22 protein-coding genes are annotated in these 20523 nt (G+C 43.4%); 11 read left to right on the top strand and 11 right to left on the bottom strand.

The features are described 5' to 3' along the window. Positions 1–67 precede the first annotated feature (67 nt). Complete coding sequence (locus R7O12_RS06775) at positions 68–334, top strand: DUF2960 domain-containing protein (protein WP_005377584.1); 267 nt, start codon at positions 68–70, stop codon at positions 332–334. 185 nt (positions 335–519) lie between these two features. Here R7O12_RS06775 and nagK read toward each other — a convergent pair whose 3' ends face one another. Next, positions 520–1428, bottom strand: a complete 909-nt coding sequence (gene nagK, locus R7O12_RS06770; RefSeq protein ID WP_005377586.1) for an N-acetylglucosamine kinase — start codon at positions 1426–1428, stop codon at positions 520–522. A 175-nt stretch (positions 1429–1603) separates the two neighbouring features. Continuing rightward, entirely contained in the window at positions 1604–2353 is a 750-nt protein-coding gene (locus R7O12_RS06765; RefSeq protein ID WP_053350551.1) for a tRNA-uridine aminocarboxypropyltransferase, read from the bottom strand. A gap of 140 nt (positions 2354–2493) precedes the next feature. Here R7O12_RS06765 and R7O12_RS06760 point away from each other — a divergent pair, with 140 nt between their 5' ends. Beyond that, positions 2494–3309: a sterol desaturase family protein gene (locus R7O12_RS06760; protein WP_031777247.1), complete on the top strand. Its 816-nt coding sequence runs from the start codon at positions 2494–2496 to the stop codon at positions 3307–3309. A 103-nt stretch (positions 3310–3412) separates the two neighbouring features. On the opposite strand, the gene R7O12_RS06755 is transcribed toward R7O12_RS06760, so the two are convergent. From R7O12_RS06755 to R7O12_RS06740, 4 genes are all read right to left on the bottom strand, one after another. After that, complete coding sequence (locus R7O12_RS06755) at positions 3413–3631, bottom strand: hypothetical protein (RefSeq protein ID WP_005389537.1); 219 nt, start codon at positions 3629–3631, stop codon at positions 3413–3415. Positions 3632–3679: 48 nt separating this feature from the next. After that, positions 3680–4060 carry a hypothetical protein gene (locus tag R7O12_RS06750; RefSeq protein WP_025766661.1) on the bottom strand — a complete coding sequence of 127 codons (381 nt, stop codon included), beginning with the start codon at positions 4058–4060 and terminating at the stop codon, positions 3680–3682. A gap of 210 nt (positions 4061–4270) precedes the next feature. Continuing rightward, on the bottom strand, positions 4271–4684 hold the full coding sequence (locus R7O12_RS06745) for an NUDIX hydrolase (RefSeq protein WP_025766662.1): 414 nt from the start codon (positions 4682–4684) through the stop codon (positions 4271–4273). A 270-nt stretch (positions 4685–4954) separates the two neighbouring features. After that, complete coding sequence (locus R7O12_RS06740) at positions 4955–6973, bottom strand: methyl-accepting chemotaxis protein (RefSeq protein WP_005377618.1); 2019 nt, start codon at positions 6971–6973, stop codon at positions 4955–4957. A 134-nt stretch (positions 6974–7107) separates the two neighbouring features. Between R7O12_RS06740 and R7O12_RS06735 the strand changes: the two genes are divergently transcribed. Then, positions 7108–7602, top strand: coding sequence for an NlpC/P60 family protein (locus R7O12_RS06735; protein ID WP_199266720.1), 495 nt, complete (start codon positions 7108–7110; stop codon positions 7600–7602). A gap of 44 nt (positions 7603–7646) precedes the next feature. Here the strand turns inward: R7O12_RS06735 and R7O12_RS06730 are convergent, their stop codons facing one another. From R7O12_RS06730 to R7O12_RS06720, 3 genes are all read right to left on the bottom strand, one after another. After that, entirely contained in the window at positions 7647–7991 is a 345-nt protein-coding gene (locus R7O12_RS06730) for a DUF3802 family protein (protein ID WP_005377620.1), read from the bottom strand. 190 nt (positions 7992–8181) lie between these two features. After that, a complete protein-coding gene (locus tag R7O12_RS06725) occupies positions 8182–9144 on the bottom strand; it encodes a GGDEF domain-containing protein (RefSeq protein WP_017634922.1) in 963 nt (320 codons plus the stop codon). Further along, the gene (locus R7O12_RS06720; RefSeq protein WP_318125712.1) at positions 9144–10118 is read right to left on the bottom strand and encodes a response regulator; all 975 of its coding nucleotides are present in this window, start codon (positions 10116–10118) and stop codon (positions 9144–9146) included. The genes R7O12_RS06725 and R7O12_RS06720 overlap by 1 nt, the downstream gene beginning before the upstream one ends. Positions 10119–10342: 224 nt before the next feature. On the opposite strand from R7O12_RS06720, the gene R7O12_RS06715 reads away from it, so the two are divergent. Beyond that, a complete protein-coding gene (locus tag R7O12_RS06715; RefSeq protein WP_104979169.1) occupies positions 10343–11209 on the top strand; it encodes a fructosamine kinase family protein in 867 nt (288 codons plus the stop codon). 253 nt (positions 11210–11462) lie between these two features. Beyond that, the gene (locus tag R7O12_RS06710; protein ID WP_017634925.1) at positions 11463–11657 is read left to right on the top strand and encodes a CPXCG motif-containing cysteine-rich protein; all 195 of its coding nucleotides are present in this window, start codon (positions 11463–11465) and stop codon (positions 11655–11657) included. Between the two features lie 75 nt (positions 11658–11732). Here the strand turns inward: R7O12_RS06710 and R7O12_RS06705 are convergent, their stop codons facing one another. Beyond that, positions 11733–12344 carry a riboflavin synthase gene (locus R7O12_RS06705; protein WP_005377625.1) on the bottom strand — a complete coding sequence of 204 codons (612 nt, stop codon included), beginning with the start codon at positions 12342–12344 and terminating at the stop codon, positions 11733–11735. A gap of 392 nt (positions 12345–12736) precedes the next feature. Between R7O12_RS06705 and R7O12_RS06700 the strand changes: the two genes are divergently transcribed. Next, positions 12737–14107, top strand: coding sequence for an MATE family efflux transporter (locus R7O12_RS06700; RefSeq protein WP_005377626.1), 1371 nt, complete (start codon positions 12737–12739; stop codon positions 14105–14107). Positions 14108–14241: 134 nt separating this feature from the next. Further along, complete coding sequence (locus R7O12_RS06695) at positions 14242–15240, top strand: DUF3080 domain-containing protein (protein ID WP_213961985.1); 999 nt, start codon at positions 14242–14244, stop codon at positions 15238–15240. A 15-nt stretch (positions 15241–15255) separates the two neighbouring features. Here R7O12_RS06695 and R7O12_RS06690 read toward each other — a convergent pair whose 3' ends face one another. Beyond that, positions 15256–16101 carry a DNA ligase gene (locus R7O12_RS06690; protein WP_005377629.1) on the bottom strand — a complete coding sequence of 282 codons (846 nt, stop codon included), beginning with the start codon at positions 16099–16101 and terminating at the stop codon, positions 15256–15258. Between the two features lie 422 nt (positions 16102–16523). Between R7O12_RS06690 and R7O12_RS06685 the strand changes: the two genes are divergently transcribed. From R7O12_RS06685 to R7O12_RS06670, 4 genes are read left to right on the top strand one after another with little or no spacing between them, the layout of a single operon-like run. Beyond that, on the top strand, positions 16524–16844 hold the full coding sequence (locus R7O12_RS06685; protein WP_017634929.1) for an STAS domain-containing protein: 321 nt from the start codon (positions 16524–16526) through the stop codon (positions 16842–16844). Positions 16845–16870: 26 nt separating this feature from the next. Further along, positions 16871–17737, top strand: a complete 867-nt coding sequence (locus R7O12_RS06680; protein ID WP_017634930.1) for an OmpA family protein — start codon at positions 16871–16873, stop codon at positions 17735–17737. Beyond that, positions 17734–19836 carry an SLBB domain-containing protein gene (locus tag R7O12_RS06675; protein WP_318125711.1) on the top strand — a complete coding sequence of 701 codons (2103 nt, stop codon included), beginning with the start codon at positions 17734–17736 and terminating at the stop codon, positions 19834–19836. The genes R7O12_RS06680 and R7O12_RS06675 overlap by 4 nt, the downstream gene beginning before the upstream one ends. After that, positions 19836–20522, top strand: a complete 687-nt coding sequence (locus R7O12_RS06670; protein ID WP_005377635.1) for an AAA family ATPase — start codon at positions 19836–19838, stop codon at positions 20520–20522. The genes R7O12_RS06675 and R7O12_RS06670 overlap by 1 nt, the downstream gene beginning before the upstream one ends. Position 20523 lies beyond the last annotated feature (1 nt).

The raw sequence follows: 20523 nt of genomic DNA, 5'->3' as shown, positions 1-20523 counted from the left end.
TAGAAATTCAAAGGTCAGCGAGTCTGGCCTTTTTGTTTAATACAGAAACCTTTTCAGAGAGACAGCTATGGCTCGCACCATTCTTTACACTTACAAAGACCAAGACAAAGAACTGACATTCTCATACCAGCAACACCGCAACATTCAAGAAGCAGTTGCCGAGGCAGAAGGTATCGATATCACTGAGTTCCTAAAGATGGAGCAACAAATCGAAGCAGTGTCTGACACTAAAGCAGTGCGCAACTACCGCGACAACTACTTCAGAAAATTAGGCTTTAGTAAAATCACCCTAGCTCAAAAAGAAAACCTAGGCGTAGGCAAAAAGAACAAATAAGCTTAGCTGCAAACAGAAAACTCACGATTCGTCGTGAGTTTTTTATGCATGCTACTTTTGTTCATGATCTATACCCGAGCATACCGAAATTACTTAGGTATATAAGTAAAAGCCCCGTTTAACCTTGAAAGTCTAAACGGGGCTTTAAATTTCTTCTTACTTTATATCGAGTAAGGTTTAAGTCATTACTTGATGTTTAAGAACGCAGCGCCGCGTACACCACCTGAATCACCGTGTTTTGCTTTGATGATCTTAGGACACTTAGCCACAGACAATAAGTGTTTAGGGATGCGTTTTGGCATCTCTTCGTAAATCAATTCGAAGTTAGATAAGCCTCCACCAAGTACAACGGTGTGTGGGTCTGTTGCAGTAAACAGGTTTGCAAAGCAGATTGCTAGCAGCTCCATAAAGCGCTCGACGTGCTCTACTGCTTTCTCTTCACCCTCTGCGTGCGCTTTAATAATGTCGATCGCTTTCTTCTCTTCGCCGTAGTAATGCGCGTAAAGAAGCTCGAAACCACGACCAGATAGGTAACTATCTAAACAGCCTTTGTTGCCACAGCCACAGCCAAGTAATGGTGCGTTTTCACCCAGGTGGAACCATGCGTCGATAGGAAGACGTGTGTGACCCACCTCACCCGCTACGTGGTTGCGGCCAGAGAATACTTTACCTTCGTAGATAAAGCCACCGCCAAAACCAGTACCAAGGATCAAACCTAGTACAGATGGTTCATCTTGAAGATCTTCGTCCCACGCTTCAGAAAGCGCGAAACAGTTTGCATCGTTTTCAATTTTTACGCTGCGACCGATTTTAGCTTCCAGATCAGCACGAAGTGGTTTGCCTTTTGCCGCAGGAACGTTAACTGTTAGTACCGTTGCATCATCGGCGTCTTCCATACCTGGCAAGCCAAGACCAATCGTACCTTCGCAGCCAAACTCTGTATCGTATTTATTCACCAATTCCGCAATGGTATCAACCAGCAGCTCGTAGTTGTCTGTTGGTGTAGGTACACGTTCCGTCGCTACACGCTCAAGCTTCTCGTTAAATGCACCAAATTCAATTTTAGTGCCACCGACATCAAAGCCGTAATACATGTATTTCTCTCCTAAAAAATGCTTCAAACGACTCTCAAAAATGGCTAGAGTCAAAAGTATAAACTGATGGCATTATCCATATCTGTACGCCTGCAAACCGTGACCGAATGCAGATTTATCCCCTCACCGAAGCCAGTTGAACAACATACCATCAACAAAAGCTCATTCCTTAGAGTCAGCTCTCGGTTTTCATCCACTCTTTGAAACGTTTCAAGTGTGGCTGGTTAGGGTCGTTTTTGACTCGAGTCTTGCTCAGCATGTAAGTTTCTCTGAAGGCTTCAAACCACAATTGAAGGCATTCCGCAGCTTTAGGCTCACCAGCTTGTTTTAAAACTAATGTCGCGACTTCGGCGGTTGAAAGATGCTGATCATTCTCGGAGCGGCGCATGATGTATTCAGACAGAGATTCCGGCTCAATGGAAAGCACAGGCAAAGATTTAAGAAAATCGGAACGACGGAATATCTTTCGCGCCTCACGCCAGCTACCATCAATAAAGATCAGCAACCATTTTTTGTTCTCGACATCTTCTTTTACCAATCGCCCTGGCTCTAGATCTTCAATTAAACGAGAGGGATCATCCACATAGTCTGCAGGAAATACAATCACCGGTTGGTAACTGTCATCCTGTAGTAGCGCTAGCATCTCTTCAGACGGTTCTGTTCGGTTCCATTGATACACGTAAGTCTCTTGAATCGTATCAGCGATTAGACGACCGGTATTACTTGGCTTAAACACTTCGTTTTCAGAAACAATCAACATACATGCAATATTGGCCTTGATGTTTGGCTGAAGGTCGCACAAACAGTGTTGCTCAGAAACCTGGCAATATTGGCAACGAACCACTTTACATCCACGCGCGTTGAAAGGCTTGGTTGAGATAGATTGTCGGTACTGATATAAACGGTGGAAAGCGTGAATTCTCATGGTAAGTAATGCCAAGTAAAAAGTAGAGCGCGATTCTACTGATATTATGGTTTCGCCTCAAGATAAGCCCATCAGCAGTGTGTTGAAATAATTTCACTCTTATCTCGGTCATAGATAAAGAAATAAATAAGGGAATGACAGTGACAGAAACGACATTTCAAGAACCCTCATGGCTCAGATTAGGCTTTTTCCTTGGCGTATTATTGCTTTGTGCCATTTGGGAGAACAAATTGCCTAGAAAAACACTGACCGCTTCGCGCAGGTTTCGTTGGGTCAATAACTTGTCATTGGTTGCTTTTAACAGCCTAGTTATTGCTTTAATCATGCCTATCGCCGCCTTTCAAGCTGCGGTCATAGCTCAGGAGCAACAATGGGGGCTGCTGAATATTCTGTCCCTCCCCGCTTGGTTAAATATTTTTCTAACCGTCATTTTGCTTGATTTCGTCATTTACGCTCAGCATGTTGTCTTTCATCATGTAAAACCGCTGTGGAAGATTCACCGAATGCATCACGCCGATCTCGACATAGACGTCACCACAGGCGCACGCTTTCATCCCTTCGAAATAATCATTTCAATGGGAGTAAAAATTGCAGCCGTGTTTATCTTAGGTGTTTCACCTATCGGAATTGTGGTATTTGAAATTGTGCTTAATGCGAGCGCGATGTTTAATCACAGTAATGCAAAACTGGCTTTATCTATGGACCAAAAACTGCGAAACGTCATCGTTACACCAGACATGCATCGCGTGCACCATTCAGTGATAGTAAAAGAGACCCACTCAAACTTTGGTTTTTTCCTTTCAGTTTGGGACCGCTTTTTTGGGACATACCGAGCTCAGCCTAAGTTGGGTCATGAAGATGTTGTTATTGGTGTGCCGGAAATTAGAGACGAAGAAGAGCAAAGATTAGATAAGCTGTTAACGCAGCCCTTTCGCTACAATAAAGAGAAGAAGTAATGGTTGAAAAAATATTGTTGGATGAAGTATGTCAACAAAACGAATAGACCAAGCCTAAACCCCTGTTAAACACTACTTCATCCTCATGATGTGTAAGAACAGATTAGTTTTCTGCTAGCTGACGCTTTTTGTTTAACTGAGTAATACCAACAAATAAACCAACAACACCAAGCACTGCACATGCCAAAGCATTGGTGTTCATTACTTGCTGTGCCTCTATTGAGCTGTATAGAAAAGCAAGGCTGAAGAAAGTGGTGGCAAAGCTCAAACCTGTCAGTACGCTGAAACCAGCAAAACTGGCCAAGTCTTTAAAATCGTTCATAACGAGTCCCTGTTTACAATCCTTAATCGAGTGTTGTGAAAATAATAATTAACGAAATATTTGGCGCGATTGACTATGTTTTCGCGCATTCCATAACCAGATAGATACCCCAAATGAGAACCCTAAAAACAGTGTCTTCATTTGTAGGGCGACGTTGTTATCTAATATTTCTAATGTATAGTGAGCGTGGGAACTAAAGATAACATTGGTTATAAGAATCAATAACATAACGACTATGCCAGAGCGGCGATGCTTGACCAATAGATACGCTGCTAATAAGTCCAATAGTCCCAAAGCGCTCCAATACATATTCAACCAGCGTGGCGCAAAATCGTAAGGTAAAAAGCCACCAACAATGTTGTCATAAAGATGAACCACTCCGCCAACTGTCATAAAAAGGCATAAGAGAAACAAGACGAATTTATCCATTACCGTTTCCTTATCTGAATGAATGAGCAAAGCATATAGAAGTCACTTAAACATTTGTAATCTCATCGCCATTTTTGAGATCGACAGTGCCATTATCAACACGATGAGAACAGTAACGGCTACTCTACCTTCTTTATTTGCTTCTAGTAGAAGCATAGTGTTTGCTTTGTCATTGTCCCAAATCCGCCAATGCAACGACAGAATCCTCCTTTAAATCACGCCTTGGTTTAGCAACTCTCGTACCTTTTCCAGCCCGCGCTGAAACACAGTATGTGCATTCGCGGGAAGGCCGCTCTCGACATCGTGCCAGAAGAACGCGAAATCATGTCCACCATCGTCTTGCGTATGAAACAGCCATGAATTAGCGAGATCAGCACACTCACACAAAACAAAATGCCATGCTTGATTTTGAAAGCCACTGTCCCATGAGCATAAATATCGTGCGGAACGAACATGTGTGATACCAGACTCCTCAGCGAGCTCCCGCTTGGCCGCTATGATGTAACTTTCATCAAACACTTCAACAGTGCCCTTGACGAGCTGAACACCCGCCAACGGATGTTTAAAAAGTAGGATCTCTTGATTTTGATTACGTAGAACGACGGGGCAAACTTTATCGATCACAAAACCACTCCTTCTTATGGCTTTAGCTTTCTCTGGATATAAAAAAATCGCATGAAGCTGCATGATTCATTCCTTTGAATTCTGGCGACATTCTAGTCAACGAGTCCCTCGAACAAAGCATTAACATCACGTTGTGATAACTAAACCCTTTAGAAATGAACGAGATGAGATGTAACTCACTTTTGCGATGCAAATAGGAGCCATTAAATGAGTAGCCGTAACAAAAAAGCAGAACCGAGGTTCTGCTTTTAGTCGGTGGAAACATCTCATTTACTTGGTCTGATGAAGCTCATACTTGTGCAGCATTGCTTGCTGGTGCCCAGCAATTTCCGCCACTTGCTCAGAACTCTCAACCATAGACTCAAGCTGCAGCTTTGTGCGTTCGCCAAGATCAGAAATATGTGTGATGGATTGAGATACATCTGCCGTCGCTCGTTCTTGTTCTTCTGTAGCAACTGAGATTTGCTCAACACGTTCTTGAATGTGCTTAACCGCGAGGTTGATATCAGAGAATGTCGATTTCACTTCATTGCTGGACTGTAGCGCGTGGGTCATTTCTTCTCTTGAATCATTAACTGCTTGGCGCGAGCGCTCTGCGGCAGTAATAAGCTCGCTCATCATTTCTCGGATGTTCGTAGTTTGTTGAGAGGTATCACTTGCAAGTTTGCGAACTTCATCAGCGACAACCGCAAATCCACGCCCTTGCTCACCAGCACGGGCAGCCTCTATTGCCGCATTGAGAGCAAGTAAGTTGGTGTTGTCCGCGATCCCACTGATCATATCCACCATTTCACGAATCTGTTTAACACGCTGGTCTAGCTCTAACATTGACTGTTCATTTACATCCAAAGAGCTTTCTAATGACTCCAAACGTTCGCGGTTTTGTTCCACGACTTGAACCCCTTTTTCAGTGTGTTGGGTTGCAAGGAGCGAGTCCTGTGAAGATGCATTTGTCACCATTGCTATTTCACGAATAGAGGCTTCAAGCTGCGTTATGGTCGTGATCATACTCGACAACGCTTCATTTTGTGTTGCCAACCCATCACTTGTTTGTTCGGCTGCACTGTGACTTACTTCTGCCGTCTGATAAAGCGTTTCACAATTGCGCGTCACCGTTTGAATGGAGTCATGTGTGGAATCGATTACTTGATTCAACTTTCGTGCTACTTCTTTCAGCTCATAAGGGCCGACTTCTTCTGCCTTGTCACGAAAATCATGTTCGGTAAGTGCTGAAAGACGCGTTAGTACATTCCTTAACCCTCGGTTTGTCCATGACTTGAGACTAAACCAAGTAACCAGAATAATAAAAGAAATCACACACGCCGCAAACACGAGCACAACGCTGACCGATTCAATGGTCTCGTTGACCACCCGCTCTTTTTCATCGATCAACTGACCAGCGGTTTGGGAGATTTGATCAAGTAACCGCATGGTTTCATCCGCAAGCATCGAAGCCTGTTTAAACTCTGAACGTTGCAATTCCCCTTGTTCTAGTTTGGCGAGGATCAAACGCAGCACGCCCTTTTCACTAAAGCCTTGTTTCACCATCTCATATGGTGCGGTTAAGCTTGCATATTCACTTACTTCAGGATGGAAAGATTGGAAGTCTTCATAGGCGAGTTTAATACCTGCTATGCGATTTCGCATTTCTCGGTATTCTTTTTCGGCTTTGTTTAATTCTGAGTGCATCATCATGACTAAGAACGTACTTTCCATTGAGCTTGCAGAAGCAATGAAACGGTTAGCGGCATCGCTCGACTCAGGATTATCAGCACTAAGAAACGAACTGATTCGATTCATTTCCGGACCGATAGAGCTAAGCCCATAGCGAAACCCACCAACAGCGGCATCAATATCCATTTGAATTTGTATCACCGAAGATTGCTTCAACAAAATGGACTGCGTGATGTTATGTAAACGCGCTAGTTTGGTGTCTAACTCCTCCGAGAGTTGCTGAGCTACACCAGACGCTTTCACAACCAAAGTTGTGCTTTGAGTTGCAAGAGAGTCGATTTGCTCTTTTATGAGAGGCAACTCTTTCGGCTCAGTAATCTGCATACCATGGTTGAGTAGCTTAACCATCTCCAATACATTCCTGGTTAACTTTGCGTTTGCCATCGCGATTGGTAATGCTTTTTGCGACAAGTCTTCAAATTGTTCCCCTACCTGTTCCATTCCTTTGAAACTTGAGACAGAAAGGGCTATAACAAGAGCAATGATAGTTAAAAATGTTGCACTGACAGCCTGAATCAGTGAAAGTGATGTGCGTGAGCGTTTTCGCTTTGCCATAATCAATTTTTATTCTTTCTTAAGGTTGAATCGGTTCTGCAGTGATTCCGTCACATTTGTGAGACAAAACCGTGATTTGCAGCCCATACTATGGATTGGTTATGACACTAATATTTCAGTTGTGAGTCATAGAGATGACAGGTGGTGATTTGCGTCGAGTATATTTTCCTTTGATAATCAGTGTGCTACTAAGCGCCTGCTCTTCTGGGCCTGAGCCTAGTGAGCAATCACAGGTGACAACACCTACAAATCAGCTATTGTCTGACAACCCTGACTTGTTCGACTTTTACACAGAGTGGCACGGCACGCCTTATCGCTTAGGCGGGACACAGAAATCTGGAATTGATTGCTCAGCATTTGTACAAAAAGCGTTTATTGAGGCTTATCAGCTCTCGTTACCAAGGACAACGAAGCAGCAATCAAAGCAAGGTGTGGAGTTAAGTTGGACGGATGCCAAGCAAGGGGATCTAGTGTTTTTTAAAACAAGACGTACAACTTATCATGTCGGAATTTACTTGGGTAACAAGCAGTTCATGCATGCATCGACGTCTAGAGGTGTGATTATTTCAAGAATCGACAACCCATACTGGGCATCTAAGTTTTGGCAAATAAGAAGAGTTACAATGTAACTCTTCTTACTCTTAACCGGACATTGCTGTAAGTTAAAACAATATCAGTCGTAAGTCGCAACAGCATTATCGAACAGATTTTTGACCAGAGCGATGTATTCATCAAGGAACGTGATCTGTTCATTGGTCGCTTTTTTATGCCATACCCCAGCCAATATCTCACCAAGATCTTCAACAACTGCATCAGCCTCTTTCAACAATTTGAAACGTACGCTCGAGTGAAGTTCTGGATTTTGCTCAAAAATCGCCATGATGTTTGAAGCCACCATATCGGTGACAACATCTTCGATGCTTTCGGATCCAGTGTCGCCAATTTCGGTCGTAAAAATATCTAGATTTAGAGACAAGTGCTCGATAAGAGCGAGATATCCATCGGTTTCTAAAACCACTGTTTTTCTCCGTTTATTGCAAGCCTTCGAAGCTGAAAGCAGAATAGTTTCAATAGTAAGACATGCCGAGAAAATTTCATTAACTTATTTCATATTAACAAACATTCACGAACCAACTGGATGATTTTCAAACAATTGAGCTTTGCTTCACTGAATTCGGATACAGGGTTTCTTCAAACCTTTTTATATTTCAGCCATTTTCATGCAAACAGGTTTGGTTACGACCATTTTCTTTTGCACGATACAGCGCAGCATCGGCACTCTTTAACCATTGAGTGTGAGTTTCAAAATAAGGCTTATACTCGCAAACACCAATACTTATCGTGTAATTAATCAAAAAATCTTCCACTTTCACGATCTCTTGCTCAATTCTTTTGCGCAAACGCTCTGCGAAATAGCAAGCTTGCTCCTGGTTTGTGTGAGGAAGTAGTACGGTAAACTCTTCACCACCAAAACGACCGCAGATGTCACTGCTTCTTGCTGTTTTTCTCAACAAGGCAGAGGTTCGACGAATGACTTCGTCCCCTGTCGGGTGACCATAAGTATCATTCACCTTCTTAAAGTGGTCGATATCGAATATTACTAATGAGCATGGTCCGTCGATAACTTTTAAGTGAGCAAACTCATCTTTCAATGATTGCTCCCAATAAGCGCGATTAAATAAACCTGTTAAACCATCTTTGCGACTGATTTCCGACAAATGTTGATTTGTTTCTTTCAAATGAATGCGATTTCTCGCAGTTTCAGAAACATCATTGACTTGAATCGCTATGTGGCTGACCTCTCCTGAAAGCCCAATTAACGGCGTGATCACGATATCTTGATACATAAAATCACTGCTGTTTGAAACCGGAGAAAAATTGTTGAACTTAAAAAGGTACGGTCGGTTTTCCCAGCTAGAAAAAGAACGAGTTTCCAGATCGGCGGCAGCTTTTATCTTGGTTTCTAGCCAAGTTCTTGGCAGCTCTTCAAAATGCTCAAATAAACATTCACCAAGAATTTCTTGTGATAGAACGCCACTGTATGACTGCATAAAACTGTTCCACACACACACTTTATACTCTTGATCCAAAACAATAAGCCCTGAATCCATCGTATCGAGAATTTGTGTGACCCAATGAAAGTCTGCTATGTCCAGCGTGATATCGGACATTAGATTAGCTCCATGATTTCATAGATTATTTCTACGGATGGCTTATCAATTAAAAACAGTACCTCGCACTCGAAATCGAGCGCTTCTGCCATGTAGGTGTATTCGATAGTAAAGAGCTCGCCCAACTCGCCTTGCTCTTCACAATAAGGTGTTAAGGTATCCACAATGCCTGGCTGACGAAGTGAGAATTGCTTGTCGAGTTGATCGCCTAACGACGTGAGAAATGACGAAACCAGTAGGTTAGAGATATTCAAGATGATTTCATTATGAGGCGTAAACTCAAGGAGGTAACCTAATTTTTCCCCAATCTGATTGATATCCCTACCACGTAAGCACACCAGTGCCTCTCCGTGAATACCACCACCGACAAACCTCTGCGCTACCGCAACGGAACTGTCACGCCCAACCACGTCAACCAGTGTCATATGAAGCTCGCCGTAGGACAAAGGTCCAACATGAGGAACAGGAAGTTGGATGAACTCATGTAAATGGTCGGCCATAATCGCAGCCCCTTTACCGAGGGCAATGTTCGCAATTTCACGGAATTTGGCTAGTAAGGAAAGCTCTTCGCAACCCTGGTTTTTAGAATCAACCGAATGACTAGGTTTGAACGCATAATGCAGCCCTAATTGTTCGTATAGTGGGAGCACCTGCTCTTCTGTCAGAGGCTTAGCGATAAAAGCTTGAGCACCAAGATCGAGACAGCGCTGTTTTGCCTCTTGTTGAACATCTCCAGAAATAATGACGATTTTGGTCGGGTACTGACTAGCAGGTAATGATTCGAGGACCTCAAAACCATCCATTATGGGCATCGTTAAATCGAGAAACAAAATATCGATATTTTGCTCAGCAAGAATATTAAGCGCCTCATAACCATCTTGCGCTTCAATAAGATGCAATGATGTATCTTGTACGATAGAACGCGCAATAAGCTTTCTTGCAACAGCTGAGTCATCACATATCAGTATTTTCATGCCACCAATGGAACTAACGTCAAAAAAATCATAATACCTGTTGTAAACGTTCATCTCCATATGCTAAGCCAACAAATCAGAGGCTTATAAGCGATTTGATTCACATTTATACAAATTGACTACACTAAGAGGAAGGTTTCTTTACTAAGTATGCTCAACATAGCGCCAACTCCCTGCTATTTATCCTAAACTATTGGTGGTCAAATAGATTCGCGAGGTTTTGTATGTGGCAAGCAATATCGCAACAGCTTTCTGATACTTTATTGTTCGATTACCAGATCACGGAAAAAGTAAGGCTGTCTGGTGGGGATATCAGTGAAAGCTACATGATCAATGATGGCGAGCAACGTTATTTTGTGAAAATTAACGATCGCGAGTTTTTGTCGAAATTTGAGGTAGAAGCTGAAAGCCTGCATCTTTTGCGTGAAACATCCACCCTATTTGTACCTGAGGTGGTATTGGTTGGTAAAACCAAAAATGCCTCATTCCTAATTCTTAACTACCTTCCAACGAAACCATTAGAAGATGGTCCCAACAGCTTTAAATTTGGGCAGCGATTAGCTCACCTACACCAGTGGGGCGAGCAAAAAGAGTTTGGTTTTGATACCGACAACTATCTCGGTTCGACTCTACAGCCCAACAAATGGCACAAGAAATGGTGTGTATTCTTTGCTGAGCAACGTATAGGATGGCAATTACAGCTCCTTAAAGAAAAAGGCGTCACCTTGGTTGATATCGATGACTTTATCGATGTCGTAAAACAGCGGCTAGCAAACCATGCTCCGGAACCTTCTTTGTTGCATGGCGATTTATGGAATGGAAATGCGGCACTCACTGCATTCGGTCCTATCTGTTACGATCCTGCGTGCTATTGGGGGGACAGGGAGTGTGATATTGCGATGACAGAGCTTTTTGGTGGATTTCAACCAGAATTTTATCAAGGCTACGAATCGGTTATGCCACTTTCTTCAAGCTATGAGGAACGTAAAGATATCTATAACCTTTACCATGTTCTCAACCATTGTAATTTGTTTGGCGGCCATTACTTGGAACAGGCTCAACTGGTTATTAATAAAATCATTTCTTATTAATTTGGAAGCCACTGCATATTTCAAGATGTAAAATCTCGAGGCACATCACTACAGAAAATAACCCTAAGCTCAAGGTTGAGTTTGGGGTCAAGTTTTGTACTTATTTCGACTCAATTAGCAACAACTCTGCCTAATATCAAAGGAGACTTAACTTTGGATTGTGCCTATTTTCCTTGTAGGCAAAGTAAGTAAAGGGCTGTACTTCCTTGATGAATAGTGTGTTTAAAAGCCCTGCGAGATTAGGAGTTGTTGTATGAAAAATTATACCGAAAGGTATGTAAAGTGCCCGCATTGCGGACATTCTATCGGCATTACATTGGATGCAAGCAATGGTGACCAAGAATTTTATGATGATTGCCCAGCTTGTTGCCACGCTATCCACCTAAATATGCGAGTGGATGAGTTACAAGATAAGGTCGAACTATTTATCGATGACAATTACGAATAGCAGCTCGAGCATGTGAACATCAGAAATGTAAAAACGCTTAAATGAAAAAGGAGCACTCGGCTCCTTTTTCTCATTCTAAAGCTGTTTTGCTGCAAGAACGCGCTCAACAGTATCAACAATTGCTTGAGTCTGAGGATCAAACTCAATATTAACACGCTCCCCTACTTGTCTCACTCCGAAAAGCGTTCGCTGCAAGGTTTCTGGAATTAGGTGTACCGAAAAACGACACGCTTCAACTTCACCAATAGTTAGCGAGCAGCCATCTAAACCAATGTAACCTTTCGCTAATACATATTTCATTGATTCTTGCGGCAGTTGGAACCAAATCGTGCGGTTATTGGGCGTATCGATGATATCGACAATATCTGCCGTTAAACTAATATGACCAGACATGCTATGCCCGCCTATTTCGTCACCAAACTTAGCCGCGCGCTCAATGTTTACGCTATCCCCTTCCACCAGCCGACCTAAATTAGTAAGAGCCAATGTCGCTTGCATTAAATCAAAACTGATAAGGTTGCCTTCGATCTTAGTCACAGTTAGACAACATCCGTTGTGTGCAACGGATGCACCAATTTCTAACCCTTTACAAAGTTCATCGCTTAACTCGACAACGTGCGTTTGAAAGCGTTCTTTTTTATCAATTTTAACGACCTTCGCCGTACCCTGAACTATTCCTGTAAACATTTCTTTTTACCTATTGATTTAATACCAACTGTAGTCGAAGACTAAGCCCTAAACACTGCGCTACAGGTCGGAAATAAAGACCGCAGACGATAAAGCAACGGCTTAATGAACACTGGTTTGTTCTCATGCATGCTTCAACATTACCATGATTCGCTGCTGTTCTCAGTAAAAGCGTATCCTTAGCGTGGAGAGCGTCCAGTCAGTGTTATCGACTATTAGCTACCTAGCTATGGAATATAAACATACAATTGTTTATCATTTGCGCGGAGTTTCTCCGAGGCATTTTTTCACCTTATCGTGACTAAAATCAACCATCAGATCCGTTCACCACATCTTTTGCCCTCGAGTACTCTCATTCTTTCAACTTATTGTTCCGCTCTGGAGTATTTTTCGTGCATCGCTATAAAGAAGAAGCATCAAGTCTTATCAAATTGGCGACCCCGGTATTGATCGCATCTGTCGCTCAAACTGGTATGGGGTTTGTTGATACCGTAATGGCTGGAGGCGTTAGCGCCACCGACATGGCTGCGGTTTCTGTCGCTTCAAGTATTTGGCTACCATCCATTTTGTTTGGGGTGGGTTTATTAATGGCATTGGTCCCTGTTGTCGCACAGTTAAATGGCTCTGGTCGTCGAGTGAAAATACCGTTTGAAATTCAGCAAGGCGTCGTTTTGGCATTGCTGATCAGTGTGCCGATAATTGCAGTCCTGCTTCAAACCCAGTTTATTCTCGGGCTGATGGATGTTGAAGCACTGATGGCTGAAAAAACGGTGGGATACATTCATGCCGTTATATTAGCAGTACCCGCTTTTTTACTTTTCCAAACGCTTAGAAGCTTTACGGATGGTATGTCATTGACGAAACCGGCAATGGTGATTGGCTTTATCGGTTTGCTGCTCAACATTCCTCTAAACTGGATTTTCGTGTACGGCAAGTTTGGTGCACCTGAATTAGGCGGTGTTGGCTGTGGTGTAGCAACCACGATTGTTTACTGGGTCATGTTTGCCATGCTATTGCTGTATGTGATGACATCAGAGCGATTGAAAAGCATCAACCTATTTGGAGAATGGCATCGCCCACAATGGAAAGCGCAAGTTCGTCTATTCAAGCTCGGCTTTCCTGTTGCAGCAGCGCTGTTTTTTGAAGTGACATTGTTTGCTGTTGTTGCACTGCTCGTTTCACCACTGGGTCCTATCATTGTGGCAGCGCATCAAGTCGCGATTAACTTCTCCTCGTTGGTATTTATGCTACCAATGAGTATTGGTGCAGCAGTAAGCATTCGTGTCGGCCATCGACTTGGTGAAGAAAACGTAGATGGCGCGCGCGTAGCGTCACGAGTCGGCATTATGGTTGGTCTAGCATTGTCCGTTCTCACAGCGATTTTAACCGTCTTGTCTCGTGAGTGGATCGCCGAGCTTTACACTAGCAACCCAGAGGTAATCACTCTAGCGATGCACCTGCTCGTATTTGCCGCTGTTTATCAATGTACGGATGCGGTTCAAGTGATCGCAGCTGGTGCATTACGCGGCTATAAAGACATGCGAGCCATCTTCAACCGTACTTTTATTGCTTATTGGATTCTTGGGCTGCCAATTGGTTACGTCCTTGGCCGTACAGACTGGATTGTCGAGCCAATGGGAGCACAAGGCTTCTGGCTTGGTTTTATCATCGGCCTATCTTCTGCGGCCTTTATGTTAGGCGTCAGAATGCGTTGGATGCATCGCCAAGAGCCAGAAGTGCAATTGAACTTTTCAGTTCAATAAAAAGTAAAAAAAGCCAGCATCCGCTGGCTTTTTTGATCGAATAATCACACGGTTGAGTATACTTATAACAAGATTACGAAGCGGTTGATTTTGCTCTCTAGACAACGGATACGAAGTTATAAAAAAGGATATTTGTGCGGTCTATTTTATTGTTCTTAATCTTGATTCTTAATGGTTGTGATAACTGGTTCAATCCAGAGAACGCCATGTTTGATAAGTATCATCAACGTGTAGCCAATGTATTGGACGTTCCTGCTATTCCAATAGAATTACAGTCTACGGTAACGATTCCTGCGAAACGCGTTTTGTTCGAGCCATTGCCAAGGCTATCTATTGGCCTGCTAGAGAGCTATCAATTACGACAATGCGGACTCTTTAATTTACTTGCCGAGAAAAACTCACAACTTGGAAAGGTGCAGGATGCCTTTCATGATTTTGATTATCAAACTGCCCTTTTAAGAGTCATGCATCGATGTTTATCCGAATTTCCACTTAGCGATGAAGAACGCGCGACATTGACAGAGCTTTACTCAACCAAGTGGCAACATTTAGACATTCATCTCGACAACTTACTACTCGTAAGTGACGCCATGCAAAAGCAACTAACTGCCTCTGATTGGCTATCTCAAAATACGACGAATGATATTGCACGCATTAACGATGTCTATCGTATTTTCAGCGAAATGTATGATTTACCCCACCGCGCGGTCTCACGTCTACCCGACGTGGAAGTTACGCAATATCAAGAAGAGTTAGAGAAATCTCGTTTACTCGGACGACTTTACTATTCAATAGTAAACACATCCCTTTGGTTAAAAGCGACAACTCAGCTACTTGAGCAGAACCAGAGCAATGTATTGTGCGGGCCGAACAGAGACACCACTCAGTTCCGCTACTTAAGAAATGTCTTTCAATCCATTTACGTTGAAGAAGTGCAACCTTATTTGGCTTATTTAGACAGTACCTATCAACAACTTAATGATGGTGCCACTTTGGTGGAGAACCGTATGCAACTCCATGGTCACCAGTATGGCATAATTGAGGCACATAGGACATTTAGGCAAGAAACCCTAAACCACGTTCAGTTTTGGCAGGGTCTCTTCAAACGATGTGGCGTAACCGTTGGCAACTAGTAAGTGCAGAGCGTTCTATTCCTTCAACCTTTCACGCAAGAATCGAGCAAAACGCGGTTTACCAGTATGTGTAAAACCGTTATATCTAAATGTAATGGTTGAACCAATTTTCGGAGGCTGGCGACGCACTTCATCGGTAAATCCGCTACCGATGTAAAACTCAATGCCATTTGGTAAGCGAACTAACATTGCTCCCATCATACCTAATAAGCGCCCTGTTCCTGGCTTATAACCCACAACTAACGCTTCATCATCTGAGTATCGTTTTAGTTTAAGCAAATCACTACCGCGTCCAGCCTGATAGCGGCTTGATACCTTCCGCAACATCACCCCTTCACCGTCGGATATTGAAATTTTATCCAACTGTGTAAACAGATGAGCTTCATTTTGAATCGCTCGGTGCTCGACATATTTGATATGAGGCTGGTCGACTTCAAGCACTAAGTCTTTGATGTTGTAATAACGCTTCCGATAATCACCAGCGGAATATGGCATATCAAAGATCATAAAGTCGATATGTCGCCAAGCAGACTCTACAGGAGTTTTATCTAACACCGTTTGCTGAACAAGATGGAAGTTACCTCTCCCAGCCCAAAGTTCACCGTCCAACGGATAATCAGGTAAAGGTCCTGTAAACCAATCTGGGGCGTAGATTCGATTACCATTTCTCGTCACGAGATGTTGCCCAGTCCAATAAGCGCGAACACCATCAAGTTTTTCGCTATACCAATATTCAGACACATCAATGCCATCCTGATAGCTTTGTGCAAGAGAAACTGGTGGTGCGAGAGACGTATCCGCTTGAAGCTGTGAAGACGCTGCCATAACAGCCAGCGCAATTAATGTCATTTTTAATGGCATAAGAAGACCTTGTACAAAAAATCGCCTTTATTGAAACGTAAGTCCTCTCGATGACCTATTTATTACTAGTTATTCTTCGACTCATAACAATCAACATTAGTAATAATTTGCAAAGATAATCATAAACTTTAGACAGGTTTTGCATTTAGTCGTTACACGCTATTCACGTAAGGCGGATGGTTCGTCAATCGAGTTGGAATCTAATCATGACGAACCTCCCCGCTCTAACGACTTCTTTCGGCTCAACACCTCTTATAAGCAAACCATTTCTCTGTGCGTTTTTGATTCTCAATTTGAGAATCAGTCCTTTCTCAAATTGAACAATATCATTAACAATATTTAACTATTTGATTTTTAATTAATTTCAAATTGGCACGTTACCTGCTCTATATCCAATTAGAAAAACAAACGGAGACAGAGTCATGGAATTACGCAAACTAGAAATCAATCAAGACAAGTTAGCCATTGAGTTTTTTGGTGACTTAGATGCAAGCGGCTGTCGACAAGCACAACATCACATTGATGAGGTAATTCACAACAATCATCACAAAGAAGTCGAAATTAACCTACAGCACGTCCAATTTCTTGATTCTTCAGGGATTGGTGCCATTGTTTACTTATATAAGCGTCTAGTTGAACGTGAAAGAAGCATGAGTATTGAAAACGTATCAGGCCAACCTTTAGAAATCATGAGCTTGCTTCGTATCAACCATGCCATTCCCGTTAACTCAAAAGGACACTAAAAATACCGGTTTAAACGGAGGTTGGCATGGTAAATCTTTTACGACGATACGCAGTAAGCGGTCTTGTTGTCGGCATGTTTGGTTGTTCGTCGTTTGACTACCCAGAACACGGGAAAGGTGGCTTGGCGGAAAGCTATCAAGATATCTCGATCGAGAATTATCAGTTTTCCCCAGTAATGCCTGACGAGCCTTTAGGTCCAGAACATGGGTTAAGGTTTGATTGGCAATTGACCAAGTTACATCTAGACGCACTAATCCAAGAGGGCGCGCGCTGGTGTTTTCCTGCGGCAGTTGTTCAGGCCCTTGAAAAACAAAATAGAATTGCGCGCGAGTTAGAAGGTGGGCTTTTACTCGACGCTGCCAACGACCTTGTGATTCAGCGTCGACGCTTAAACCAGCTCGAACAACAACTCGACTACGTACTGAGCCAAACAACTTGCACACCGCCCGATGATATTGAAGCACTACGTAGCGACCTAAACATAGTCTCGGATATCTATGCACTACTTAATATCGACAACCAGTTTGCTGTCGATTCAGCAGAAATCAACCCGAAGTACATGGGACATTTGGCAGAAGCAGCCTACATTTTACGTGACCACCCCAACCTATCTCTTGTAGTAACGGGGCATGCGGATGCAACTGGAACACCCGATTACAACCAGAAACTTGCTCAAGCGCGTGCGGAACAAGTAAAGCGTTACCTAACCGTATTTGGTATCACTTCAGAGAGAGTCACTACCAAATCTGTCGGAGACAACCTGCCACTCTATGAAGGTGAAACATCCGCCGTGCGTTTAACTAATCGTCGAGTAAGCATCGAGGTTATTAGCCCTAATTCAGATAGCGATACCTCAATAAACCGCAACCCAACGGCAGGAGGCGCGCTATGAACACGATGAAACCATTTATCCTCTTAATGTTGTTGTGTCTGGTCGCGTGGGTACCTTCTTCCATAGCGGATGAGAGCAATACTGTTAAGGTCGGTGATTTAATACAGATTAACTTACCTGGAGAGGCGTCGTTAAACCAAGGGTTTCAGGTTGATCGTCGTGGACGAATTAATTTACCAGAAGTCGGCCCTGTGTTAGTGGCCGGCTACAATGAACAACAACTCCAAGACGTGATTATCGACAGGCTAAAGACCGTGTATCGTGACGTTAACAACGCTCGAGTTTTTATTAAACAGCAACAGTTGTTAGTGTCCGTTCAAGGCTACGTGGTCAAACCCGGTGAATATACCTTACCTTCTGGGTCCAACATTCAAATGTTTGTGTACGAAGCTGGCGGCCTGCGCGCTGGGGCTCAGCTTGATAAAATGATCGTGAAACGTGGAAATAAAAACATTGAATTTGACTACAAACGCTTCCTTGATACGGGTGACAATAGCCAACTGCCAAAACTAGAATCACTGGATGTCTTATTTGTCCCCGCTTCCCCACTCGTAGGGAATATTGAGCAAGAGTTTGATGCAGCAAAACTCGCGAATTCAGGTGACAGCGCAGATTCCGCTCGTGCAATCAAAGTCTTTGGTGAAGTCAACGCACCTGGCTCGTTCTCATACAAGCCAAACACCACGCTAGTTGATGTCGTAATGCGAGCTGGCGGCGTGACACGATATGCCAGTGTTGAGCAAATTCGCGTGATAACAAACAATAACCCAACCATGTTTAACCTGAAAAAGTACCTTGATAGTGGAGACCAAAGCCTACTGCCGGAGATCCTGCCAGGTGCCACCATCTTTGTCCCAAAACAGGAAGAAGAAATCAAAGCAGGTGCAAATGTGGTTTACGTGATGGGTGAAGTCGCTCATCCTGGGGCATACGAAGGCAAGCAAGGCGCTAGCTTCATGGATATCCTCGCCAACGCTGGCGGGCCCACTCGCTACGCAGAATCTCGCCAAATTCGCGTTATAAAAGCCGATGGCAAAGTCATCAAATTCGATCTTACCGCGCATACAGAAGGACTATCTTCAGCCAGACCACCAAATGTTGGACCAGGAGATGCGATTTTCGTGCCGGAGAAAACCGATTTCAATGAGAAGTCTTGGTTAAAAGTAGCACCTAGTCGAGCGGTCGCAGTGATGGGAGAAGTTGTTCGCCCTGGACGCATCGAGTGGTCAGACGAAATGGATTTGATTGATCTGCTTGCACACGTTGGTGGCCCAACTCGACGAGCTGATACCACCAAAATTGAAGTCGCCAATAACGGTCAAATGACACAATTTGACTTAGACCAATACATTCTGGATGGCTCACCAACATCAAGCCTACCTCGAGTTTCCGCTGGTACAGTCGTAAGGGTACATGCATTGCCTGACGACCCATCCGATAATAAGTCGCAATGGGTAAGCCAAAGCTCTGACGCATCGATATACGTTTTCGGGCAAATCAATGCACCTGGGCGCTATCGTTTCACCGAAGATATGCATTTTCTGGATATTTTATCTGCCGCCGATGGACCGACAATGGATGCAGATATTCACAACATCCGTGTCACACACCGAGGCCTAGGTTATGCCAAAGTAAGTAAATTGAATTTATCGATGTACTTTGAAACAGGCGATGAGTCAATTCTGCCCCACGTTCGTCCTGGTGATACCATTTACATTCCAGAAAAAAACAAAAACTGGTTAGATCGTTCAAAAGAGTCCACGGTACGCGTATTAGGTGAAGTAAGAGACCCAGGGCGATACGTATTCAATGACAACATGACTGTGCTTGATCTGTTAGCGGAAGCAGGAGGACCAACTGACAATGCCTACCTTGAAAAGATCAGTGTGGTCAATATGTCTTGCTGCCAAGGCCAAGCCCGAACATTTGATTTGGTGAACTTTAGTAAAACAGCCAACATTTATGAGCTGCCAGTCATTCGCGCAGGCGACACGATTTACATTCCCCATAAAGACGAAAGCTTTGTTGAAAAAGCGAGGGCCGGATTAAGAGATATTTTACAAATCACCACAACCATCGTGTTAATAGGAGCGTTGTAATGACTATTCCTGCAACTCACGCTGAGATTGAGCAAATTTATCTTCAGAGTGAACAGAAAGGCCACAAAACGATTTGTGTTGTGGGTTGTAAATCTGAAGATGGTGTCACTTCCGTGGCTTCATCTCTTGCAGAGCGCTTGGTTTTAGCAGGCCACAATACTTTGTATGTAGACCTTAACTTATTCAAACCCGCTTATCACACTGTTCACGAATTTGATGATGACGAGAAGGTTGGCCATTTGATCACACGAGAGAATACACACCAAACTTTAGTCGGCCTCCCTGCTCCGTCTCTCGCCAGTACTCAGTTAGCGTACCGAGACCCAACAACGCTGAAACAAAACATTGCACAATGGTTAACGCAGTACGAGCGCGTCGTGATAGATACATCACCACTTCTTAGTGTCAACCGAAGCAATATTGCGCCTCAAGTGATTGCTGGCGTATGTGATGCTACTTTGTTAGTAGCGCATTATGGCTCTACGACTGCAACCCAGCTCGAGCAAGCCAAAAAGCTACTCGATGCTAGCGATGCGAACTTGATTGGTTCTGTACTGAACATGAAGCACACTCCAAGCCTGAAAGATGAGTTAATCCGCCAAGTTTCCAAGCTGCGTTTCTTACCAAAAAAGTGGAAAGAAAAACTGTCTCAGCAAATTAAAAAAAGCGAACTGTTTATGTTATAGG

This window comes from Vibrio sp. Vb1574 (assembly GCF_033338675.1).
Note: the sequence above shows the minus strand (reverse complement) of the source record. Positions and strands in the feature narration are given on the sequence as shown.